The organism is Streptomyces sp. NPDC059443 (assembly GCF_042750105.1).
Lineage (GTDB): Bacteria > Actinomycetota > Actinomycetes > Streptomycetales > Streptomycetaceae > Streptomyces.
Window position 1 is genome coordinate 102,587 of record NZ_JBHYVM010000024.1, and the last position, 16,660, is coordinate 119,246.

16 protein-coding genes and 2 tRNA genes are annotated in these 16,660 nt (G+C 70.1%); 3 read left to right on the forward strand and 15 right to left on the reverse strand.

Annotation, left to right across the window (positions count from 1 at the left end; all coding sequences use genetic code 11):
- Positions 1–29: 29 nt before the first annotated feature.
- The 8 genes from ACFXDJ_RS23090 to ACFXDJ_RS23125 form a co-directional block, all read right to left on the reverse strand.
- Positions 30–102, reverse strand: a tRNA-Ala gene (locus ACFXDJ_RS23090).
- 131 nt (positions 103–233) lie between these two features.
- Positions 234–467 carry a hypothetical protein gene (locus tag ACFXDJ_RS23095; protein WP_112446589.1) on the reverse strand — a complete coding sequence of 78 codons (234 nt, stop codon included), beginning with the start codon at positions 465–467 and terminating at the stop codon, positions 234–236.
- A 147-nt stretch (positions 468–614) separates the two neighbouring features.
- Positions 615–687, reverse strand: a tRNA-Ala gene (locus tag ACFXDJ_RS23100).
- A gap of 123 nt (positions 688–810) precedes the next feature.
- Positions 811–1,431, reverse strand: a complete 621-nt coding sequence (locus ACFXDJ_RS23105) for a histidine phosphatase family protein (RefSeq protein ID WP_384657618.1) — start codon at positions 1,429–1,431, stop codon at positions 811–813.
- A gap of 77 nt (positions 1,432–1,508) precedes the next feature.
- Positions 1,509–1,955 carry a ribosome silencing factor gene (gene rsfS / locus ACFXDJ_RS23110; protein ID WP_384657615.1) on the reverse strand — a complete coding sequence of 149 codons (447 nt, stop codon included), beginning with the start codon at positions 1,953–1,955 and terminating at the stop codon, positions 1,509–1,511.
- 120 nt (positions 1,956–2,075) lie between these two features.
- On the reverse strand, positions 2,076–3,758 hold the full coding sequence (locus ACFXDJ_RS23115; RefSeq protein ID WP_384657612.1) for a LytR C-terminal domain-containing protein: 1,683 nt from the start codon (positions 3,756–3,758) through the stop codon (positions 2,076–2,078).
- 25 nt (positions 3,759–3,783) lie between these two features.
- Positions 3,784–4,401, reverse strand: a complete 618-nt coding sequence (gene nadD / locus ACFXDJ_RS23120) for a nicotinate-nucleotide adenylyltransferase (protein WP_243334788.1) — start codon at positions 4,399–4,401, stop codon at positions 3,784–3,786.
- 70 nt (positions 4,402–4,471) lie between these two features.
- Positions 4,472–4,642, reverse strand: a complete 171-nt coding sequence (locus tag ACFXDJ_RS23125) for a hypothetical protein (RefSeq protein ID WP_384657609.1) — start codon at positions 4,640–4,642, stop codon at positions 4,472–4,474.
- 141 nt (positions 4,643–4,783) lie between these two features.
- Here ACFXDJ_RS23125 and ACFXDJ_RS23130 point away from each other — a divergent pair, with 141 nt between their 5' ends.
- Positions 4,784–5,878 (forward strand): M48 family metallopeptidase, encoded by a 1,095-nt coding sequence (locus tag ACFXDJ_RS23130; protein ID WP_384657606.1) that lies wholly within the window; start codon positions 4,784–4,786, stop codon positions 5,876–5,878.
- On the opposite strand, the gene ACFXDJ_RS23135 is transcribed toward ACFXDJ_RS23130, so the two are convergent.
- From ACFXDJ_RS23135 to ACFXDJ_RS23165, 7 genes are all read right to left on the reverse strand, one after another.
- Positions 5,862–7,007 (reverse strand): hypothetical protein, encoded by a 1,146-nt coding sequence (locus ACFXDJ_RS23135; protein WP_384850152.1) that lies wholly within the window; start codon positions 7,005–7,007, stop codon positions 5,862–5,864. The genes ACFXDJ_RS23130 and ACFXDJ_RS23135 overlap by 17 nt on opposite strands.
- Positions 7,008–7,075: 68 nt before the next feature.
- Positions 7,076–7,636 (reverse strand): hypothetical protein, encoded by a 561-nt coding sequence (locus ACFXDJ_RS23140; protein ID WP_384850155.1) that lies wholly within the window; start codon positions 7,634–7,636, stop codon positions 7,076–7,078.
- A 77-nt stretch (positions 7,637–7,713) separates the two neighbouring features.
- Complete coding sequence (locus ACFXDJ_RS23145) at positions 7,714–8,991, reverse strand: glutamate-5-semialdehyde dehydrogenase (protein ID WP_384657599.1); 1,278 nt, start codon at positions 8,989–8,991, stop codon at positions 7,714–7,716.
- 147 nt (positions 8,992–9,138) lie between these two features.
- Positions 9,139–9,558: a hypothetical protein gene (locus tag ACFXDJ_RS23150; protein ID WP_384657597.1), complete on the reverse strand. Its 420-nt coding sequence runs from the start codon at positions 9,556–9,558 to the stop codon at positions 9,139–9,141.
- An 85-nt stretch (positions 9,559–9,643) separates the two neighbouring features.
- Complete coding sequence (gene proB, locus ACFXDJ_RS23155) at positions 9,644–10,771, reverse strand: glutamate 5-kinase (RefSeq protein ID WP_384657595.1); 1,128 nt, start codon at positions 10,769–10,771, stop codon at positions 9,644–9,646.
- A gap of 80 nt (positions 10,772–10,851) precedes the next feature.
- Positions 10,852–11,325 carry a GtrA family protein gene (locus ACFXDJ_RS23160; protein ID WP_384657593.1) on the reverse strand — a complete coding sequence of 158 codons (474 nt, stop codon included), beginning with the start codon at positions 11,323–11,325 and terminating at the stop codon, positions 10,852–10,854.
- Positions 11,325–12,329 (reverse strand): glycosyltransferase family 2 protein, encoded by a 1,005-nt coding sequence (locus tag ACFXDJ_RS23165; RefSeq protein ID WP_384657590.1) that lies wholly within the window; start codon positions 12,327–12,329, stop codon positions 11,325–11,327. The genes ACFXDJ_RS23160 and ACFXDJ_RS23165 overlap by 1 nt, the downstream gene beginning before the upstream one ends.
- 166 nt (positions 12,330–12,495) lie before the next feature.
- On the opposite strand from ACFXDJ_RS23165, the gene ACFXDJ_RS23170 reads away from it, so the two are divergent.
- Together ACFXDJ_RS23170 and ACFXDJ_RS23175 are read left to right on the forward strand one after the other, a co-directional pair.
- A complete protein-coding gene (locus tag ACFXDJ_RS23170; RefSeq protein ID WP_384657587.1) occupies positions 12,496–15,366 on the forward strand; it encodes a CDP-glycerol glycerophosphotransferase family protein in 2,871 nt (956 codons plus the stop codon).
- The gene (locus ACFXDJ_RS23175; protein ID WP_384657584.1) at positions 15,363–16,532 is read left to right on the forward strand and encodes a glycosyltransferase; all 1,170 of its coding nucleotides are present in this window, start codon (positions 15,363–15,365) and stop codon (positions 16,530–16,532) included. The genes ACFXDJ_RS23170 and ACFXDJ_RS23175 overlap by 4 nt, the downstream gene beginning before the upstream one ends.
- Positions 16,533–16,660: the final 128 nt, after the last annotated feature.

Here is a 16,660-nt window from a genome sequence, read left to right on the forward strand (position 1 = left end):
CCCGATCCGGGTGGCCCGCTTCTCTACTGTGGAGCTATGGAGAATTGAACTCCAGACCTCCTGCATGCCATGCAGGCGCTCTACCAACTGAGCTATAGCCCCTTGCCTTGCTTGCCGCTTCGTTCTCCGTTTCCGGTTCCCCTTGGCGACGTCCCAAACATTACACGGTCATGGCCCTGGTCCAAAAATCGGTTTCCACCGACCGCGAGCCATGCCCGTTTTGACCCGACTCGTCAGGCGCGTGCGAACTGGTAGAACCGCTTCAGCGTGCAGTGCTCGTCGAGCAGCCGGCCGTAGATCGGCTCCCCCTCCAGCTCGCGGTACGTCTCGATCGGGTCGCCTTTTATGATCAGCGCCCGCGCGCATTCCTCGCACCAGTACTGGTAGTCGGGGTTGATCGGCTCCATGTCCCGCACGATCGGCGTGCCGTTGTTGCACCAGTCGCACCGCCGCCGGTGTGCACCCATCCGTCAGCGACTCCCTCCCGCGTCGGGCCGTCGTCGTCCCCCTCCGGCGGTCCGATTCTGCCATGCCGGTGTGCGCCTGGGCAGCTAGTGCGGCGTCCGGGACAAAAGCAAAGATCCCGCCCCCTGTTGGGGACGGGATCTTGATTGTGGAGCTATGGAGAATTGAACTCCAGACCTCCTGCATGCCATGCAGGCGCTCTACCAACTGAGCTATAGCCCCGCTCTCCGCGACGCTCCCCCCGTTTCCGGTGTTCTGCGCTGCGAACAAGAAGAACTCTAGCCTGTGACCAGCCGGAAAGTGAAATCCGGGTGGGAGCCGGGTGGGAGCCACCCTGAAGCGGGCTCAGTCGTCGTCGCCGAGCACCGGTTCGGGCAGCGTGCCGGCGTTGTGTTCCATCAGCCGCCAGCCTCGCGCGCCCTCGCCGAGGACGGACCAGCAGCAGTTGGAGAGCCCGCCCAGGCCCTCCCAGTCGTACGCATTCAGGCCCAGCAGGCGGCCGATCGTCGTACGGATGGTGCCGCCGTGGCTGACCACGACGAGCGTGCCGCCCGGGGGCAGCCGGTCGGCGTGTTCCAGGACCACCGGCGCGGCCCGGTCGGCGACCTCGGTCTCCAGCTCACCGCCGCCGCGGCGGACCGGCTCGCCGCGCTTCCACGCCGCGTACTGCTCGCCGTACTTCTCAAGGATCTCGTCGTGCGTGAGGCCCTGCCACTCGCCCGCGAACGTCTCGCGCAGCGCCTCGTCGTGCACCACGGTCAGCCCCGTGACGGCCGCCAGCTCGGCGGCCGTGGTCGAGGCCCGGCGCAGGTCCGAGGAGACGATGGCGTCCGGCCGCAGCGAGGCGAGCAGCCGGGCGGCGCGGCGCGCCTGCGCCACACCGTCCTCGGTCAGCTCGATGTCCGTGGAGCCCTGGAAGCGGCGCTCCAGGTTCCACGAGGTCTGGCCGTGCCGCCACAGGACGATCTTCCGGCCGGTACCGGTACCGGTGCCGGTCGCGCTCGTCGCGCCGGTCGTGCTGGTCGTACCTTCGTTCGTCGCGCTCAGAACAGATCACCGTCCAGTTCGTCGTCACCCTGCGCCGCGCGCAGGGCGGCGTGCTCCTCCGCCTTGCCCTTGGTGAGCTTGGCGTCCTCGGGGAGGTCGATCTCGGGGCAGTCCTTCCACAGGCGCTCCAGCGCGTAGAAGACACGCTCCTCGCTGTGCTGCACGTGGACGACGATGTCGATGTAGTCGAGCAGGATCCAGCGGGCGTCGCGGTCGCCCTCGCGGCGCACCGGCTTGGCGCCCAGCTCCTTCTGGAGCTTCTCCTCGATCTCGTCCACGATCGACTTGACCTGGCGGTCGTTGGGCGCCGAGGCGAGCAGGAAGGCGTCGGTGATCGACAGCACGTCGCTGACGTCGTACGCGATGATGTCGTGCGCGAGCCGGTCGGCCGCGGCCTGGGCGGCGGCGGTGATGAGCTCGATGGAGCGGTCCGTGGCGGTCACTGGCCATGCTTTCGGGTTGGCGGGCAGATCCTTACAAGGGTCTCATGTACCGCCGACACCGCCCGCGCGGAACGTCCCGCGCGGGCGGACCCGCACCTCACAGGCGCCGCCGCAGAAGGCTCAGGACGGTTTGTAATCCTTGCCCAGCGTCACGACGATCTCGGCATTGACCGCGTTCTCGGCCTTCTTCACGACCGTCTCGGGCAGCCCCAGCGTCTTGGCGACCTCGATCGCCTTGTCCCGCTGGGCGTCGTCCTGGTACGTGATCTGCGACGCGGGGGCGGTCTTGTCGGCCTTGCCGCCGTCCACCAGGGTGTAGCCGCCGTTGATCAGGGCCGCCTTCGCCGCCGTCTGCGTCTTGTCGTCACCGGTGGCGTCCTTGATGCCCACCCGCGGGGCTGCGCCGGGCTGGCCCGCCGAGGCGGAGCCGCCGAGGACCTCCTTGACCACCTTCTTGTTGGCCTCGTCCGTGAGGCCGCCGTCGGGCTTCACCGCGAGCACGTCGGTGCGGTACGCGCCCACCTTGGCGTGCTCGCCGAGCTTGGACAGCAGCGCGCCGAGGGCCTGCGCGTTCAGCGCCGGGTCCAGGATCTGGCCGGTGGTCTCGACGGTCATCGCCGCCGTCTTCGGATCGCCGGGCACCTTGCGCAGCAGGGCGAACATGACCTTGCCGAAGCGGTCCAGCCGCTTGGCCTCCGGCTCGCCCTGGGCCTGGTACGTGGCGTACGCGACGGCCATCGCACCGCTGAGGCTCTGCTTCTGGCCCTGTGCCACGGCCGGGGACTTGGCCGCGTCGTCGGCCGGGACCGCCGCGTCGGTGTCGACCTGGATGCCTCCGACCAGGTCCACGAAGGTTTCCAGGAAGGGGGTGTCCAGCCGCCAGGTGCCGCCGATGTGGGTGCCGAGCACCGTGTCCAGGGACTCCCGTACGCCCAGGCCGGCGCCCTCGACCGCCTTGCCGAGCGGTGTGCCCGTGCCGTCGTCGCCGGGAACGCTCAGCGTGTTCGGCACCAGGACGGTGGCGCCCTGCTTGGTGGTGACGTTGTCGACGAGCAGCGCCGTGGAGATGCCGCCCTTCTTGGTGTTGTGCAGGTGCACGACGATCATGTCGCGCTTCTGCGGACCCTCGGCGGCGGCGCCGCCCGACGCCTTCCCGGGGCCGCTCAAGAAGGGCAGCTTGTCCGCGTACCAGAGGTAGCCGAGCCCGGCGACGACGAAGACGGCCAGGGCGACGATCAGGGCCACCACGCGGTTGCGGCCGCGCCGGCGGGCCTCCTCGCGGCGCTCGGTACGGCTCTCGGTGAAGGCGAGCCAGTCGATGACGTCCTCGGAGTCCTCGTCCGGCTGGTCGATGAAGTCGAACTGCCCGGTCTTGTACGAGGCCTCCTGCGCGGCCCCGCCCTCGGCCCGGCGGGGCTCCGGAACCTGCGCGCCGGCCGACTGGAACTCCGGCTCGGGGGCCGCGGCCGGGGGCTGCGCCGGGGCCTGGGGGGCGGCCTGCTGCGGGATCCACTGCTGGGTGGCCTGGGTGTCGTACCCGTAGGCCTGGGGCTGCGCCTGGCCGCTCTGGGAGTACTGCTCCTGCTGCTGCGGGTAGTACTGCTGCTGAGGCTGCTGCTGCCCGTACGCCTGGTAGTCGTAGCCGTACTGCTGCTCGTACGGCTGCTGCTGCTCGTACTGGGGGGCGGCGGGGGCGGGCTGCGCGGGCACCTGGCCGTAGACCGGCCGCCCGTACGCGTCATAGCCGACGAGCTGCTGCTCCTGGCTTGCGTACGGGTCGTACGGCTCCTGTCGGTCGTTCACCGCGGGGCCCCCTCTCTCCCGGAGCTCAGGCTCCGCGGTACAGCTCGCGCTTGTCGATGTAGCGGACCACGCCATCGGGCACCAAGTACCAGACAGGATCCCCCTTGGCGACGCGTGCGCGGCAGTCCGTGGATGAAATCGCCAGCGCGGGCACCTCGACCAGGGAGACGCCCCCCTCGGGCAGACCGTCGTCGGTGAGGACGTGGCCCGGCCGGGTGACGCCGATGAAATGGGCGAGCGCGAAGAGCTCTTCGGCGTTTCGCCAGGTCAGGATCTGTGCGAGGGCGTCGGCGCCGGTGATGAAGAACAGGTCGGCGTCGTCGTTGAGCGCGCTCAGGTCCCGGAGGGTGTCGATCGTATAGGTCGGCCCGCCGCGGTCGATGTCGATCCGGCTGACCGAGAACTGCGGATTGGACGCGGTCGCGATGACCGTCATCAGGTACCGGTCCTCGGCGGACGACACGGCCCGCTGCGACTTCTGCCACGGCTCACCGGTCGGTACGAACATCACCTCGTCGAGGTGGAACAGCGCGGCGACCTCACTGGCGGCCACCAGGTGTCCGTGGTGGATCGGGTCGAATGTCCCGCCCATCACCCCGAGCCGGCGCTTGACCGGGCCGGTAGGCATTTCCTGCTCTCCCATGAGCGCAGAGCCTACTGGCCCGGTGGGGCGGCGGGGACCCGCCTTCGAGCGCGTGCGCGAGGTCCGGGCTTCAGCGGTCGCGGTTCAGGCGCGTGGTGACCCAGAGCAGCAGCAGGAGGATGCCGAAAGCGGCGCCGCCCGTCAGGAACGGGTTCAGGCTGTCGTGGTTGCCGCCGTGCTGCTCGGCGCCGCCCTCCGCGGCGAGGACGACCAGGGAGTGGGCAGTGGAGGCGAGGCTCATCAGGCAGGTACCTATCGAGTCGGGGAGCGGGCGGAGATTTCGCTCACATCGTATGCGGGGGCCTGGGGCACGCTCACGCCGACTCAGGCGTTGGAGAGGATAGACGGACGGCTGGACGTACGGATCGACGGGGAGGGCGCTATGACGGAGACGGGTTTCGAAAAGGCACCGGCGCGGGACCGAAGGAGGTTCCCCGGTATTTCCTCGCGGGCGTACGAGCATCCCGCGGACCGGTCGGCGCTGGTGGCGCTGCGCAAGCTGACCGGCTTCGACACGGTGTTCAAGGCGCTGAGCGGGCTGCTGCCCGAGCGCAGCCTGCGGCTGCTGTTCCTGTCGGACTCGGTCCGGGTGGGCGAGGCGCAGTTCCCGCACCTGCACGCGATGCTGCTCGACGCCTGTTACATCCTGGACCTGGAGAAGGTCCCGCAGATGTACGTGCAGCAGGACCCGAAGCCGAACGCCATGTGCATCGGGCTGGACGAGCCGATCATCGTGGTGACGACGGGCCTGGTCGAGCTGCTCGACGAGGAGGAGATGCGGGCGGTGGTGGGCCACGAGGTGGGCCACGCGCTGTCGGGGCACGCCGTGTACCGCACGATCCTGCTGTTCCTGACGACCCTGGCGCTCAAGATCGCCTGGATCCCCCTGGGCAATGTGGCGATCATGGCGATCGTGACCGCGCTGCGCGAGTGGTTCCGCAAGTCGGAGCTGTCGGCGGACCGGGCGGGGCTGCTGGTGGGACAGGACGTGCAGGCCTCGATGCGCGGGCTGATGAAGCTCGCGGGCGGCAACCACCTCCACGAGATGAATGTCGACGCGTTCCTCGCCCAGGCCGAGGAGTACGAGGAGAGCGGCGATCTGCGCGACTCCGTGCTGAAGATCCTCAACGTGCTGCCCCGGACGCACCCCTTCACGACGGTGCGGGCGGCCGAGCTGAAGAAGTGGTCGCAGAACCGGGACTACCAGCGGATCATGGACGGCCACTACCCGCGGCGCGACGAGGACAAGGACACCTCGGTGACCGACTCCTTCCGCCAGTCCGCCGCTCACTACGCCGACTCCGTGCGCACCAGCAAGGACCCACTGATGAAGCTGGTCGGCGACATCGCCGGCGGCACCGCCGACCTGGGCGGCAAGCTCCGCGACAAGTTCACGGGGAGCGGGGACAAGACCGGGGACAAGGGCGGGGAGAAGGCCGGGGACAAGGGCTCGGACGGGGCTACGGAGCAGGGCTGACGCCCTGGTCCGGGGTGGCCGTCGGCGCCAGGACCCCGCACAGCCCCGAGGTGCGCCGCGGATGGCCACTGGCGTACGGGTCGCTCGCGGCCGGGCCGACCGTCGTCGGCCCGGCGCCGGCCAGGAGCGGGCGGAAGCCCTGTGCCGGGTCGGCGGCGCAGTCCTGAGGGCCGGCCATCACGTAGGCGGAGACGAGCTCCACCCGCCGGGCCGTGAGGTCGTCGCGGCCGAAGCGCAGCCGCAGCTCCCGGCGGACGGTGAAGAGCGAGGCTCCGTCCACGACGACCGGCTGGCCGGTGGCCGGGCGTACGGCGTAGACGAAGGTGTGGTCGGAGGTCACCTCCAGCACGTCCGGGCCGGCCTCCTCGACGACGAGGGTGCCGCTCACCCGGACCTGGGTGTCGGCCACCACGGCGGTACCGGGGTCGAAGCGGACCAGCCAGCCGGTGAGGGCGTGCCGCCCGTCTCCGGCCGGTGTGAGCATGCTCTGGTCGAACTGCTGGAGCTGGTCGGGGTTGAGCAGGACCCGCACCGGCCTGGACGCGGCTCCGGACAGGACGTCGGGGTCCAGCGAGGACTGCACCAGGTAGTCCTTGGCCACGTTCAGCGCCGCGAGGACCTGCTCCTCGGTGAAGTGGGGGGTGCGGCGCAGGGCGGGCAGGGTGATCCCGGCCGCCCCGACGCGGTACTGCGCGGCCTGGCTCTTGGCGTACAGGTCGGCCGGGCGGCCGCCCTGGACCGGTTCGGAGGGCGCGAGCGGGATGATGGTGCTGCTGAGCGCCTCGGCCCGGCCTCCGACGGGTGCCACGTACGGATTGCGCAGCCCCATGTACACGGCGGCGGCGAGCGCCAGCGCGATGCAGAGCACGATGATCCGGCCCTGCCGGGCCGCCCCGCCGAAGCCGCCCCGGGATCCGGCCGTTCCTCCGCCGCCCGACCAGATGGACCGGCTGCGTACGGCACGGGCGTGCTCGCCCATGCGCTCCTGCGCGGAGAACTCCTGGAGCCGGGCAGCCCGGACGAAGTCCTCGTCGAACACCACCGACCGGTACTCGTCCGCGCGGAATTCTTCGTCGCCACCACCGGTGTCCTCGGGGGTGCCGCCGGGTGGATCTGCTGACATGGCCATCGCTTCTCCCCGCTGTCCCCGCTTCAGAGAAGCCCCCGGCTCCGGCGAAAGGGAGCGGGGTCGTACCTTCAGGGTTGGCGGCCGACGCGGTCCATAAACTTGCCCGCGCCGGTGACTTCGCCCATCGGGGTGCTCGCGGGCGCCGGAGCCGGGTCCGTACCGGCGGCGGCGCTGCGGTAAACGGCGCTGAAAGCCAGCGCGACCATTCCGAGGCCCATCACGAACGCGAGGACCCAGGCGACCGGGCGCAGCCACGGGGAGCGGCCGCGGTAGGGGCGCAGGCTGCCGCCGTAGGCCCCGTACGGGCCGTCCGCGTAGCCGTAGCCGTGGCCCTGTTCCCAGCCGGATTCGTCGGAGTGGTAGCCGTCGGTGTGGCCGTATCCGTACCCGTCGTGGTCCTCGTCGCCCGTCCAGCCGCCCGCGAAGGCGGCCCGGGCGGCTTCGGCCGCCTCGGCGCGCGCCCGATCGGCGGCCCGCTGGCGCTCCGCGGCGCTCGGTTCACGGATCTCGGCGTTCCGGACGAAGTCCTCGTCGAACACCACGGAGGCGAAGTCCTTGTCCGCGCCTCCGCGGTCCTCGTCGGGCTCCCCGTCGTCCGGGAACGGTTTGCCCCCCACGTCGTCCGGCACGTGACCAGCGTAGACCTGGAGGGCGGCTTTGGGCAGGGCATCCGCCGAATTCCGGCCACACCGTGTTCAGCGGGCGACTACCGAACGTGACCGTCGCCGGTGACGATGTACTTGGTCGAGGTGAGCTCGGGAAGCCCCATCGGGCCCCGGGCGTGCAGCTTCTGCGTGGAGATGCCGATCTCCGCGCCGAAGCCGAACTGACCACCGTCCGTGAACCGGGTGGAGGCATTCACGGCAACCGTGGTCGAGTCGACCAGCTGGGTGAAGCGGCGCGCGGCGGCCTGCGAGGTGGTGACGATCGCCTCGGTGTGGCCGGAGGTCCAGCGGCGGATGTGGGCGACGGCGTCGTCGAGGGAGTCGACCACGCCGGCGGCGATGTCGTACGAGAGGTACTCGGCCGCCCAGTCCTCGTCGGTGGCGGGCAGGGCCGTGACCTTGCTGCCCTCGGCGTAGGAGAGCACTTCTCCGTCGCCGTGGACGGTCACGCCCGCGTCGGCGAGCGCGTCCAGGGCCAGCGGCAGGAAGGCGGCGGCGATGTCCCGGTGGACCAGGAGGGTCTCCGCGGAGTTGCAGACGGAGGGCCGCTGGGCCTTGGAGTTGACGAGGATGTCCACGGCCATGCCGAGGTCGGCCTGGGCGTCCACGTAGACGTGGCAGTTGCCCGTACCGGTCTCGATGACCGGGACGATGGACTCCTCGACGACGGTCTTGATGAGGGAGGCGCCGCCGCGCGGGATGAGCACGTCGACGAGGCCGCGGGCGCGCATCAGCTCGCGGACGGAGTCGCGGGACTCGCCGGGGACGAGCTGGATCGCGTCCTCGGGGAGGCCGGTGGAGGCGATCGCGTCGCGCAGGATGGCGACGAGCGCGGTGTTGGAGGCGTAGGCGGAGGAGCTGCCCCGGAGCAGGACCGCGTTGCCGGACTTCAGGCAGAGGGCGGCGGCGTCGACGGTGACGTTGGGACGGGCCTCGTAGATGATGCCGACGACGCCGAGCGGGACGCGGACCTGGCGGAGGTCGATGCCGTTGGGGAGCGTGGAGCCGCGGACGACCTCGCCGACCGGGTCGGGCAGGGCCGCGACGTCGCGGACGTCGGAGGCGATGGCCGCGATGCGGTCGGGGGTGAGGGTGAGGCGGTCGATGACGGTCTCGCTGGTACCGGCCGCCCTCGCCTTGGCCGTGTCGGTCGCGTTGGCCTCGACGATCTCGGCCGTACGGGCCTCCAGCGCGTCCGCGATGGCCAGCAGGGCCGTGTCCTTGGCGGACCGCGGGAGGGGGGCGATGGCCGCGGCGGCGGTGCGGGACCGCTGCGCGGTGGCTAGGACGGGTGAGGTGGCGGCATCGAGCGAGGTCATGCGGCCAGGGTAATCCCCGGCGGGCCCGGGGTCGGTGGGGTTCCACCCCGCGAGATGGCCGTCTCCTTGACGCCGTTCCCTGGGGCTCCGCCCCAGACCCCGCGCCTCAAACGCCGGCGGGGCTGAGTGTGGCCGGCGAGGCTGGATCTAGTACGGGTGCACGCCCACCGGGTGGGCCGGGGGTGGGCCGTAGCCCTCTGCCACGCGTTGGTGGTAGGTGGCGCGGTCGATGACCTCCAGGCCGACGATCTCCCAGGGCGGGAGCTGGGCGGAGGAGCGGTGTTCACCCCAGAGGCGCAGGGCGACGGCCGCCGCGTCGTGGAGGTCGCGGGCCTCCTCCCAGTAGCGGATCTCCGCGTGGTCGTCGGCGTACCTGCTGGTGAGGAGGAAGGGGTGGTCGTGGGCCAACTGCTCCAGGCCGCGGCGGACCTCTGACAGCGGCGCGGGCTTGCCGGAGACGCTCAGGGTGACGTGCCAGAGCCGCGAGGTGTCGCGGTCCTCGCCGTTCCCGCTCTCGCCGACGGCGTCACCGTCCCCGGTGCCGACGCTGGTCAGCGCTCGTCTCACCAGCCGCCTCCTTGTCTGCGCTACGCGTGTCCGCCCCTCACAGTTGACCAGTCCTTGGCTCACCGCGCGGTGGTTTTGCCGAACCTCAGCCCTGGAGCAGGACCAGATCGTCGCGGTGGACGACCTCCCGCTCGTACTCGGGTCCGAGTTCCCGCGCGAGCTCGCGCGTGGAGCGGCCGAGGAGCTGCGGAAGCTCCTTGGCGTCGAAGTTGACGAGCCCGCGGGCCACCGCGCGGCCGTCGGCCGAACGCAGTTCCACCGGGTCTCCGGCGACGAAGTCGCCCTCGACCGCGGCGATGCCGGCGGGCAGCAGCGAGCTGCCGCGCTCGGTCACCGCGCGCACGGCTCCGTCGTCCAGTACGAGGTGCCCCTGGGGGGTCGACGCGTGCTGGAGCCAGAGCAGCCGGTCCGCGGAGCGCCGCCCGGTGGAGTGGAACAGCGTGCCCGTCACCCGCCCGGCCAGGGCGTCCGCGGCCTGGCTGGCCGAGGTCAGGACGACCGGGATGCCGGCCGCCGCGGCGATGCGCGCCGCCTCGACCTTGGTGGCCATGCCGCCGGTGCCCACGCCCGCCTTGCCCACGCTGCCGATGGTGACGTGCGCGATGTCCTCGGGGCCGTGGACCTCGTCGACGCGGCTGGTGCCGGGCAGCGACGGGTCGCCGTCGTAGAGGCCGTCCACGTCCGAGAGGAGGACCAGGAGGTCGGCGCGGACCAGGTGGGCGACGAGGGCGGCGAGCCGGTCGTTGTCGCCGAAGCGGATCTCGTCGGTGGCGACGGTGTCGTTCTCGTTGACGACGGGGAGGGCGCCCATGGCCAGGAGCTGGTCCAGGGTCCGGTAGGCGTTGCGGTAGTGCGCGCGCCGGCTGGTGTCGTCGGTGGTGAGCAGCACCTGGCCGACGCGGACGCCGTACCGGGCGAAGGAGGCGGTGTAGCGGGCGACGAGCAGGCCCTGTCCGACGCTGGCGGCGGCCTGCTGGCGGGCCAGGTCCGTGGGGCGGCGGCGCAGGCCGAGCGGGGAGAGTCCGGCGGCGATGGCTCCGCTGGAGACCAGGACGATCTCCTTCTCGCCGCCGCTGCGCGCCTTGGCCAGTACGTCGACGAGCGCGTCCACCCGGTCCGCGTCGAGACCGCCGGCGGCCGTGGTCAAGGAGGAGGAGCCGACCTTGACCACGATCCTGCGCGCGTCGAGCACACCCTGCCTAGCCGCTGACACTTGTGTCCCCTCGCCCCTCACCGAAAACCAACCCTGCCCGCCCAATCTACGGGGTTGCCGGGCAGGGCCGCCCTCCGGTTTCAGACCGTGGACGCGGAGTGGGTCCGGTCCGCTTCCCCGGCCCCGGCGCCGGTCCCCGGGATGAGGATCTTCCGGGAGAGGACGAAGGTGAACGGGATCGCCACGATGGCCGCGACCAGCGGGGCGATCTTGGTGTTCATGCCCGCCCAGGTCACGAGGGCGTAGAGCCCGGCGGACTGGATCACGTAGTTCGTGATGTTGGTCAGCGGGAAGAGCAGGAACTTCTTCCAGGTCGGCCGGGTCCGGTAGGTGAAGTAGGTGTTCATGAAGAACGACCCGATCATCGCCAGGACGAAGGCCAGGGAGTAGGCGGCGAAATACGGCATCCACGGGTGCATCAGCAGGTAGAAGACGTAGAACGTGCCGGTGTTCACTCCGCCGACCAGGCCGAACCGGAAGATCTGACCGAGCTGCTCCTTGCGGCCCGGCTTCTGCGGCGCCGTGCCCGCCTCGTCCGTCGCGGAGCCCGGCATCAGCTGCTGCGCTCCGCGACCACGGCGTCGACCACCGCGACCCTGACGTCCCTGGCGTCCCCGGAGCCCCGGGGAGCCGTCCGGACTCCGTGTGATTCCTTCACCAGGAAGTGCGGCCGGCGCTTGGTCTCGTAGTAGATGCGGCCGATGTACTCGCCGATCAGGCCCAGCATGATCAGCTGGACCCCGCCCAGGCCCACCATGATCCCGACGATGGTGACGTAACCCGGGGAGTCCACGCCCTGGGTCATCGCCTTGATCGTGATCACCAGCGCGTAGAGACCGGTCAGCGCCACCAGTGACGCGCCCGCCCAGATTCCGATTCTCAGCGGCCGGTTGTTGAAGGAGATCAGCCCGTCCATGCCGTAGTTCAGCAGGGACCCGAACTTCCACTTCGTCTCGCCGGCCTCGCGCTGGGCGTTGCGGTAGTCGAAGTGGACCGTGTCGAAGCCGATCCAGGAGAAGAGCCCCTTGGAGAAACGGTTGTATTCGGGCAGCGACAGCAGGGCGTCAACGGCCGGGCGCGACAGCAGGCGGAAGTCGCCGACGCCGTCGGTGAGCTCCACGTCGACCCACCGGTTGATTCCCCGGTAGTAGAGGCGGCTCAGCGCCGTGCGGAGCTTCTTGTCTCCCTCGCGGGTGCGGCGGGCAATGATCTGATCATGCCCCTGCTGGTAGTAGTCCAGCATGGTGGCGATGAGCTCCGGCGGGTGCTGGAGGTCTGCGTCCATGATGACGACGGCGTCGCCGGTCGCCTCACGCAGGCCGGCGAGCATACCGGCCTCCTTGCCGAAGTTCCGGCTGAAGGAGACATATCGGGTCTGCTCCCGGTATTGTGCAGCGATCTTGCGGAGCTTGCCCAGGGTTCCGTCGCGACTGCCGTCATCGACGTAGCAGACCTCGTACTCCACGGGGAGTGCGTCCAGGACCTTGCGAATCTCTGTATCGAAGGTGTCGATCACGGCTTCTTCGTTGTAGCAAGGGACTACTACGGACAGCTTCATGAACACTTCCTGCGGGGTCCGAACGGGTGATTTTTCGGCGACCGAACCAGCCTCTGACCTCTACCAGAGAAGTATGCACGCCCCTGCGAGGGCTGCCGGAGGCGAGTGCGGCACGCGGTACTTTGACGGGGGGCGGGGATAAAGGGAATTCATCAAAGGGATAGAGGTGCACGTGCCTGACGTCTCCGTAGTCGTCATCGTCTACAACGACGCAGAGCGTCTGCCGACAGCCGTCCAGTCTGTTTTGGACCAGACTCTGCACGGGGTCGAAGTCGTGATCGTTGACGACTGCAGCAAGGACCGGTCCTACACGGTCGCCAAGGAACTTGAAGCCGCGCACCCCGGGAGGGTACGGGCCTTCCAACTGCCGGAAAACAGCGGTGGCTGCGGCGCCCCGCGCAACCTTGGCATCAAGCAGACCACCGGTACGTACGTCATGTTCCTGGACAGCGACGACGTGCTGGAGCGCAACGCCTGCCGCAACATGCTGGAAGCCGCCGAGCGGACCGGCTCCGACCTGGTCTCGGGCATGTGCGTACGCGTGCACCTGGACAGCCGGTGGGGCAAGACCACCGAGTGGTACCCGTGGATCTACTCGCGCACCCGCACGCTGGAGTCGATCACCGAATACCCTGACCTGCTGGTCTTCGACACCCTCTCCACGAACAAGTGCTATCGGCGCGCGTTCCTGCTGGAGCAGGGTCTGGAGTTCCCGGTCGGCATCCACTACGAGGACCTGCTCTTCTCCGCGCAGGCCTACGTCGCCGCCAGCCGCATCACGCTGATCCCGAACCACGTCTACTTCTGGAACGTGGTCGAGAAGGCCTCGGCGAAGTCGATCAGCAACCGGCGCCACGAGATCGAGAACTTCGTCCACCGGATGGAAATCCACCGTCGCGTCGACGAGCTGCTGGCCTCCAAGGGCTACTCGGAACTCAAGACCGCGAAGGACACCAAATTCCTCAAGCACGACCTCGTGCTGCACCTGCGGGACCTACCCCTGCTCGGTGACGACTACCGCCGCGACTTCGCCCGGCTCGCCAACGGCTACCTGGCCGGCATCGACCGGGCCGCGTACGAGAACGTCACCTACCTCCAGGCCATCTGCGCCTACCTGCTGGGCAAGGAGGACTGGGACAACCTGCTCCCCGCCGCCGACGCCATGACCAACAAGGGCCGGCTCACCTCCCCGCTCGCCGAGCGCGACGGCCGCGTCTACTGGTGCGCCGAGCACCTGGACGATGCCGAGGGCCGCGAAATACTGGACGTCACCGGCCAGGGCTTCAACGGGATGCCGCTCCGCTCGATGACCCTGGGCAACCGGCTCACCTCGTACACCGACGACGGCCGGGGCACCGTCACCCTTACGGGTTCCATGGTGAACCCGCTGGGACGGATCCGGCCGGAAACCGAGCTGAAGGCCACGCTCGAATTCCGGGCCCGCCGGCAGATCGGCGTGCGGTCGTTCAGCTTCCCCGTGGAAACGGTGCGCCACGCCGGCAAAACCATCGACTGGAAGGTCACGGCCGACGTCGGCGGCACGATCCGCCCCCTCGGCATCATCGACGCGGTCTGGGACGTACGCCTGAAGCTGGCGGCCGGCCGCGATCGGCTCACCACCCGCGTCTCGGTCGGCGGTGTCGACCTGGAGAAGGCGGCCCGACTGCGCGTCCGCCCCCGCCTGACCCGGCTGGTCTCCGACCGCTTCGAGCCGGAGATGACCAAGAAGGGCAACCTCTCCTACGTCCTGACCGCCGAGGGCGCCGCAGCCGTACGCACCCAGGCGCTGATCAACAGCGCGATGCACGGCAAGGCCGCCGGCGTGGTCAAGCGGAGCCTGCGCAAGGCCCTGCGGGCCCGGCGCAACATGGGCTCGGGCGCGCAGAAGGTCAAGGTCTACCACGAGGTCTTTTCGAAGCTGCCGATCAAGAAGGGCACGGTCGTCTTCGAGAGCCACATGGGCAAGCAGTACAGCGACAGCCCGAAGGCGATCTACGAGGAAATGGTGCGCGCCGGCGCGCCGTTCGAGGCGATCTGGTCCTACGAGGGCAGCCGGCCCCACGGCTTCCCCGAAGGGGCCACCCTGGTGCGGCGCTGGAGCTGGGCCTACATGCGCGCTCTGGCCCAGGCCGAGTTCTGGATCGACAACCAGGGCTTCCCGCTGTCGCTGGCCAAGCGCCCCGGGACCACCTACATCCAGACCTGGCACGGTTCCGCGCTCAAGCGCATGGGCTTCCACGAGCCCCGCACCAAGGCCCAGGGCAAGGGCGGCCAGGACCGGCTCCAGGCGGCCGTCGACCGCTTCGACCACTTCCTGATCCGCTCCGAGCACGACGCCCGCACCCTGGCCAAGGGGTTCCGGCTGCGCGACGAGGTACTGCTGCGCACCGGCTACCCGCGCAACGACGCGCTGGTCGCGGCACACCGCGCCGAGGCGCAGACCGGTGAGCGGATCCGCGGAGCCCTCGCCGGAGAGTTCGGGATCGGCCCGGAGAAGAAGGTCCTGCTGTACGCGCCGACCTTCCGGGCGAACGCGGACGGTGCGGTGGAGGGCTTCGAGTTCCCCTTCGACGTGGAGGAGTTCGCCGACCGGCTCGGCGACCGCTTCACGCTGCTGGTGCGGACCCACTACCTGAACAGCACCGTCCTGCCGCCGTCGGTGGCGGGCCGGGTCATCGACGTCTCCAAGTACCACGACATCACCCCGCTGTTGACGCTCGCCGACGGGCTGATCACCGACTACTCGTCCGTGATGTTCGACTACGCGCTCATGGACCGGCCGATGCTGTTCTTCGCGTACGACTACGAGAAGTACTCGACCGACATCCGCGGCACGTACTTCGACCTGAAGGAGAAGGCCCCGGGGCCGGTGGTGGCCACGGCGGAGGAACTCTTCCAGGCCATCGCCGCGTTCGACGAGGAAGACGCCAAGTACGCCGAGGCGCGCCAGCGTTTCCTCGCCGAGTTCGGCGAGTACGACCGCGGGGACGCGGCCCGCCAGATCGTCGAGAAGTTCTTCACCAGGAGCGGCAAGTGAGCCAGCAGAGCGCCGCGGACGGCCGTGACGTCTTCCTCGTCTCCAACAGCGTCGACGAGATCGGCGGCGTCACGACCTGGTCGCACCAGATGGCCCGGCTGTTCAGCGACCGCGGGCACCGGGTGCACGTCGTCGGCATCACCCCCGTCGCGGAGGAGCTCCGGCAGAAGCTGCCCGACGACCTCCCCTACGCGACGACGACGCTCTACGAGGCCCACCCGGGCCCGGTGCGCCATCTGAGCGGTATCAAGGGCCGGCTCAACGCGCCCGAGCGGCGTCGCCAGGCGGCCCGCCGGGCGCTGATGCAGGCCAAGGCGGACCAGTTCGGCGACCTGCTGCGCGCGGCCCGCCCCGGAGGGGTGGTCATCGTCACCCAGATCTGGGCGATGGAGTGGGTGGCCCTGGCCGACGTCAAGGGATTCACCGTCATCGGCATGAGCCACGAGTCCTTCGACGCCAGCCAGAAGTCCAGCCGGGCCCGGCGGATCCGCCGGTACTACCCCGAGGTCGACCGGATGCTCGTGCTGACCCCCGAGGACGCGGACCTCTGGATCCGGTCGGGCATGGAGAACGTCGGCAGCATGCCGAACCCGCTGCCGTTCATGCCCCCCGCTCCCGCCCCGCGCACCGAGAAGGTCGTGGCGAGCATCGGCCGCCTCTCCTTCGAGAAGGGCGTGGACCTGCTGCTCGACGCCTGGGCGGACGTCACCCCCCGACACCCCGACTGGACCCTGCGGATCTACGGGGTGGGCGCGGAGGAGCCCACGCTGCGGGCGCACGCCGCCGAGCTCGGGGTCGAGGACTCCGTGGAGTGGATGGGCAGCACCGACGACGTGCTCGGCGCCCTGAGCGGGGCCTCGGTCTTCGCCCAGGCCTCCCGCGCCGAGGGGTTCCCGATCACCCTCCTGGAGGCCATGGCCGCGGGCGTGCCGGTGGCCGCCTTCGACTGCGCGCCCGGCGTACGGGAGATCGTGACGCACGGCGAGGACGGGCTGGTGGCCCGGCTCGGCAACACGATGGAGCTCGCCGGGCAGCTGGACCGGCTGATCTCCGACCGCGCGCTGCGCGACCGGCTCGGCGACGCCGCCTTCCGCAACGTGCAGCGGTTCTCCAGCTCCGACATCACCGACCGGTGGGAAGAGCTGTTCTCCTTCCTGGAGCGCTGAACCCGCCGACACCCGGTACGTACGAAGCCGCCCGCCCCCGGCCATTACCGGGGGGGCGGGGTGCTTGCGACTAGGGGGGGGGGCGCCCGATTTCGCAGCCCATGCCGTTTGGCCCCCCGCCCCCCCCC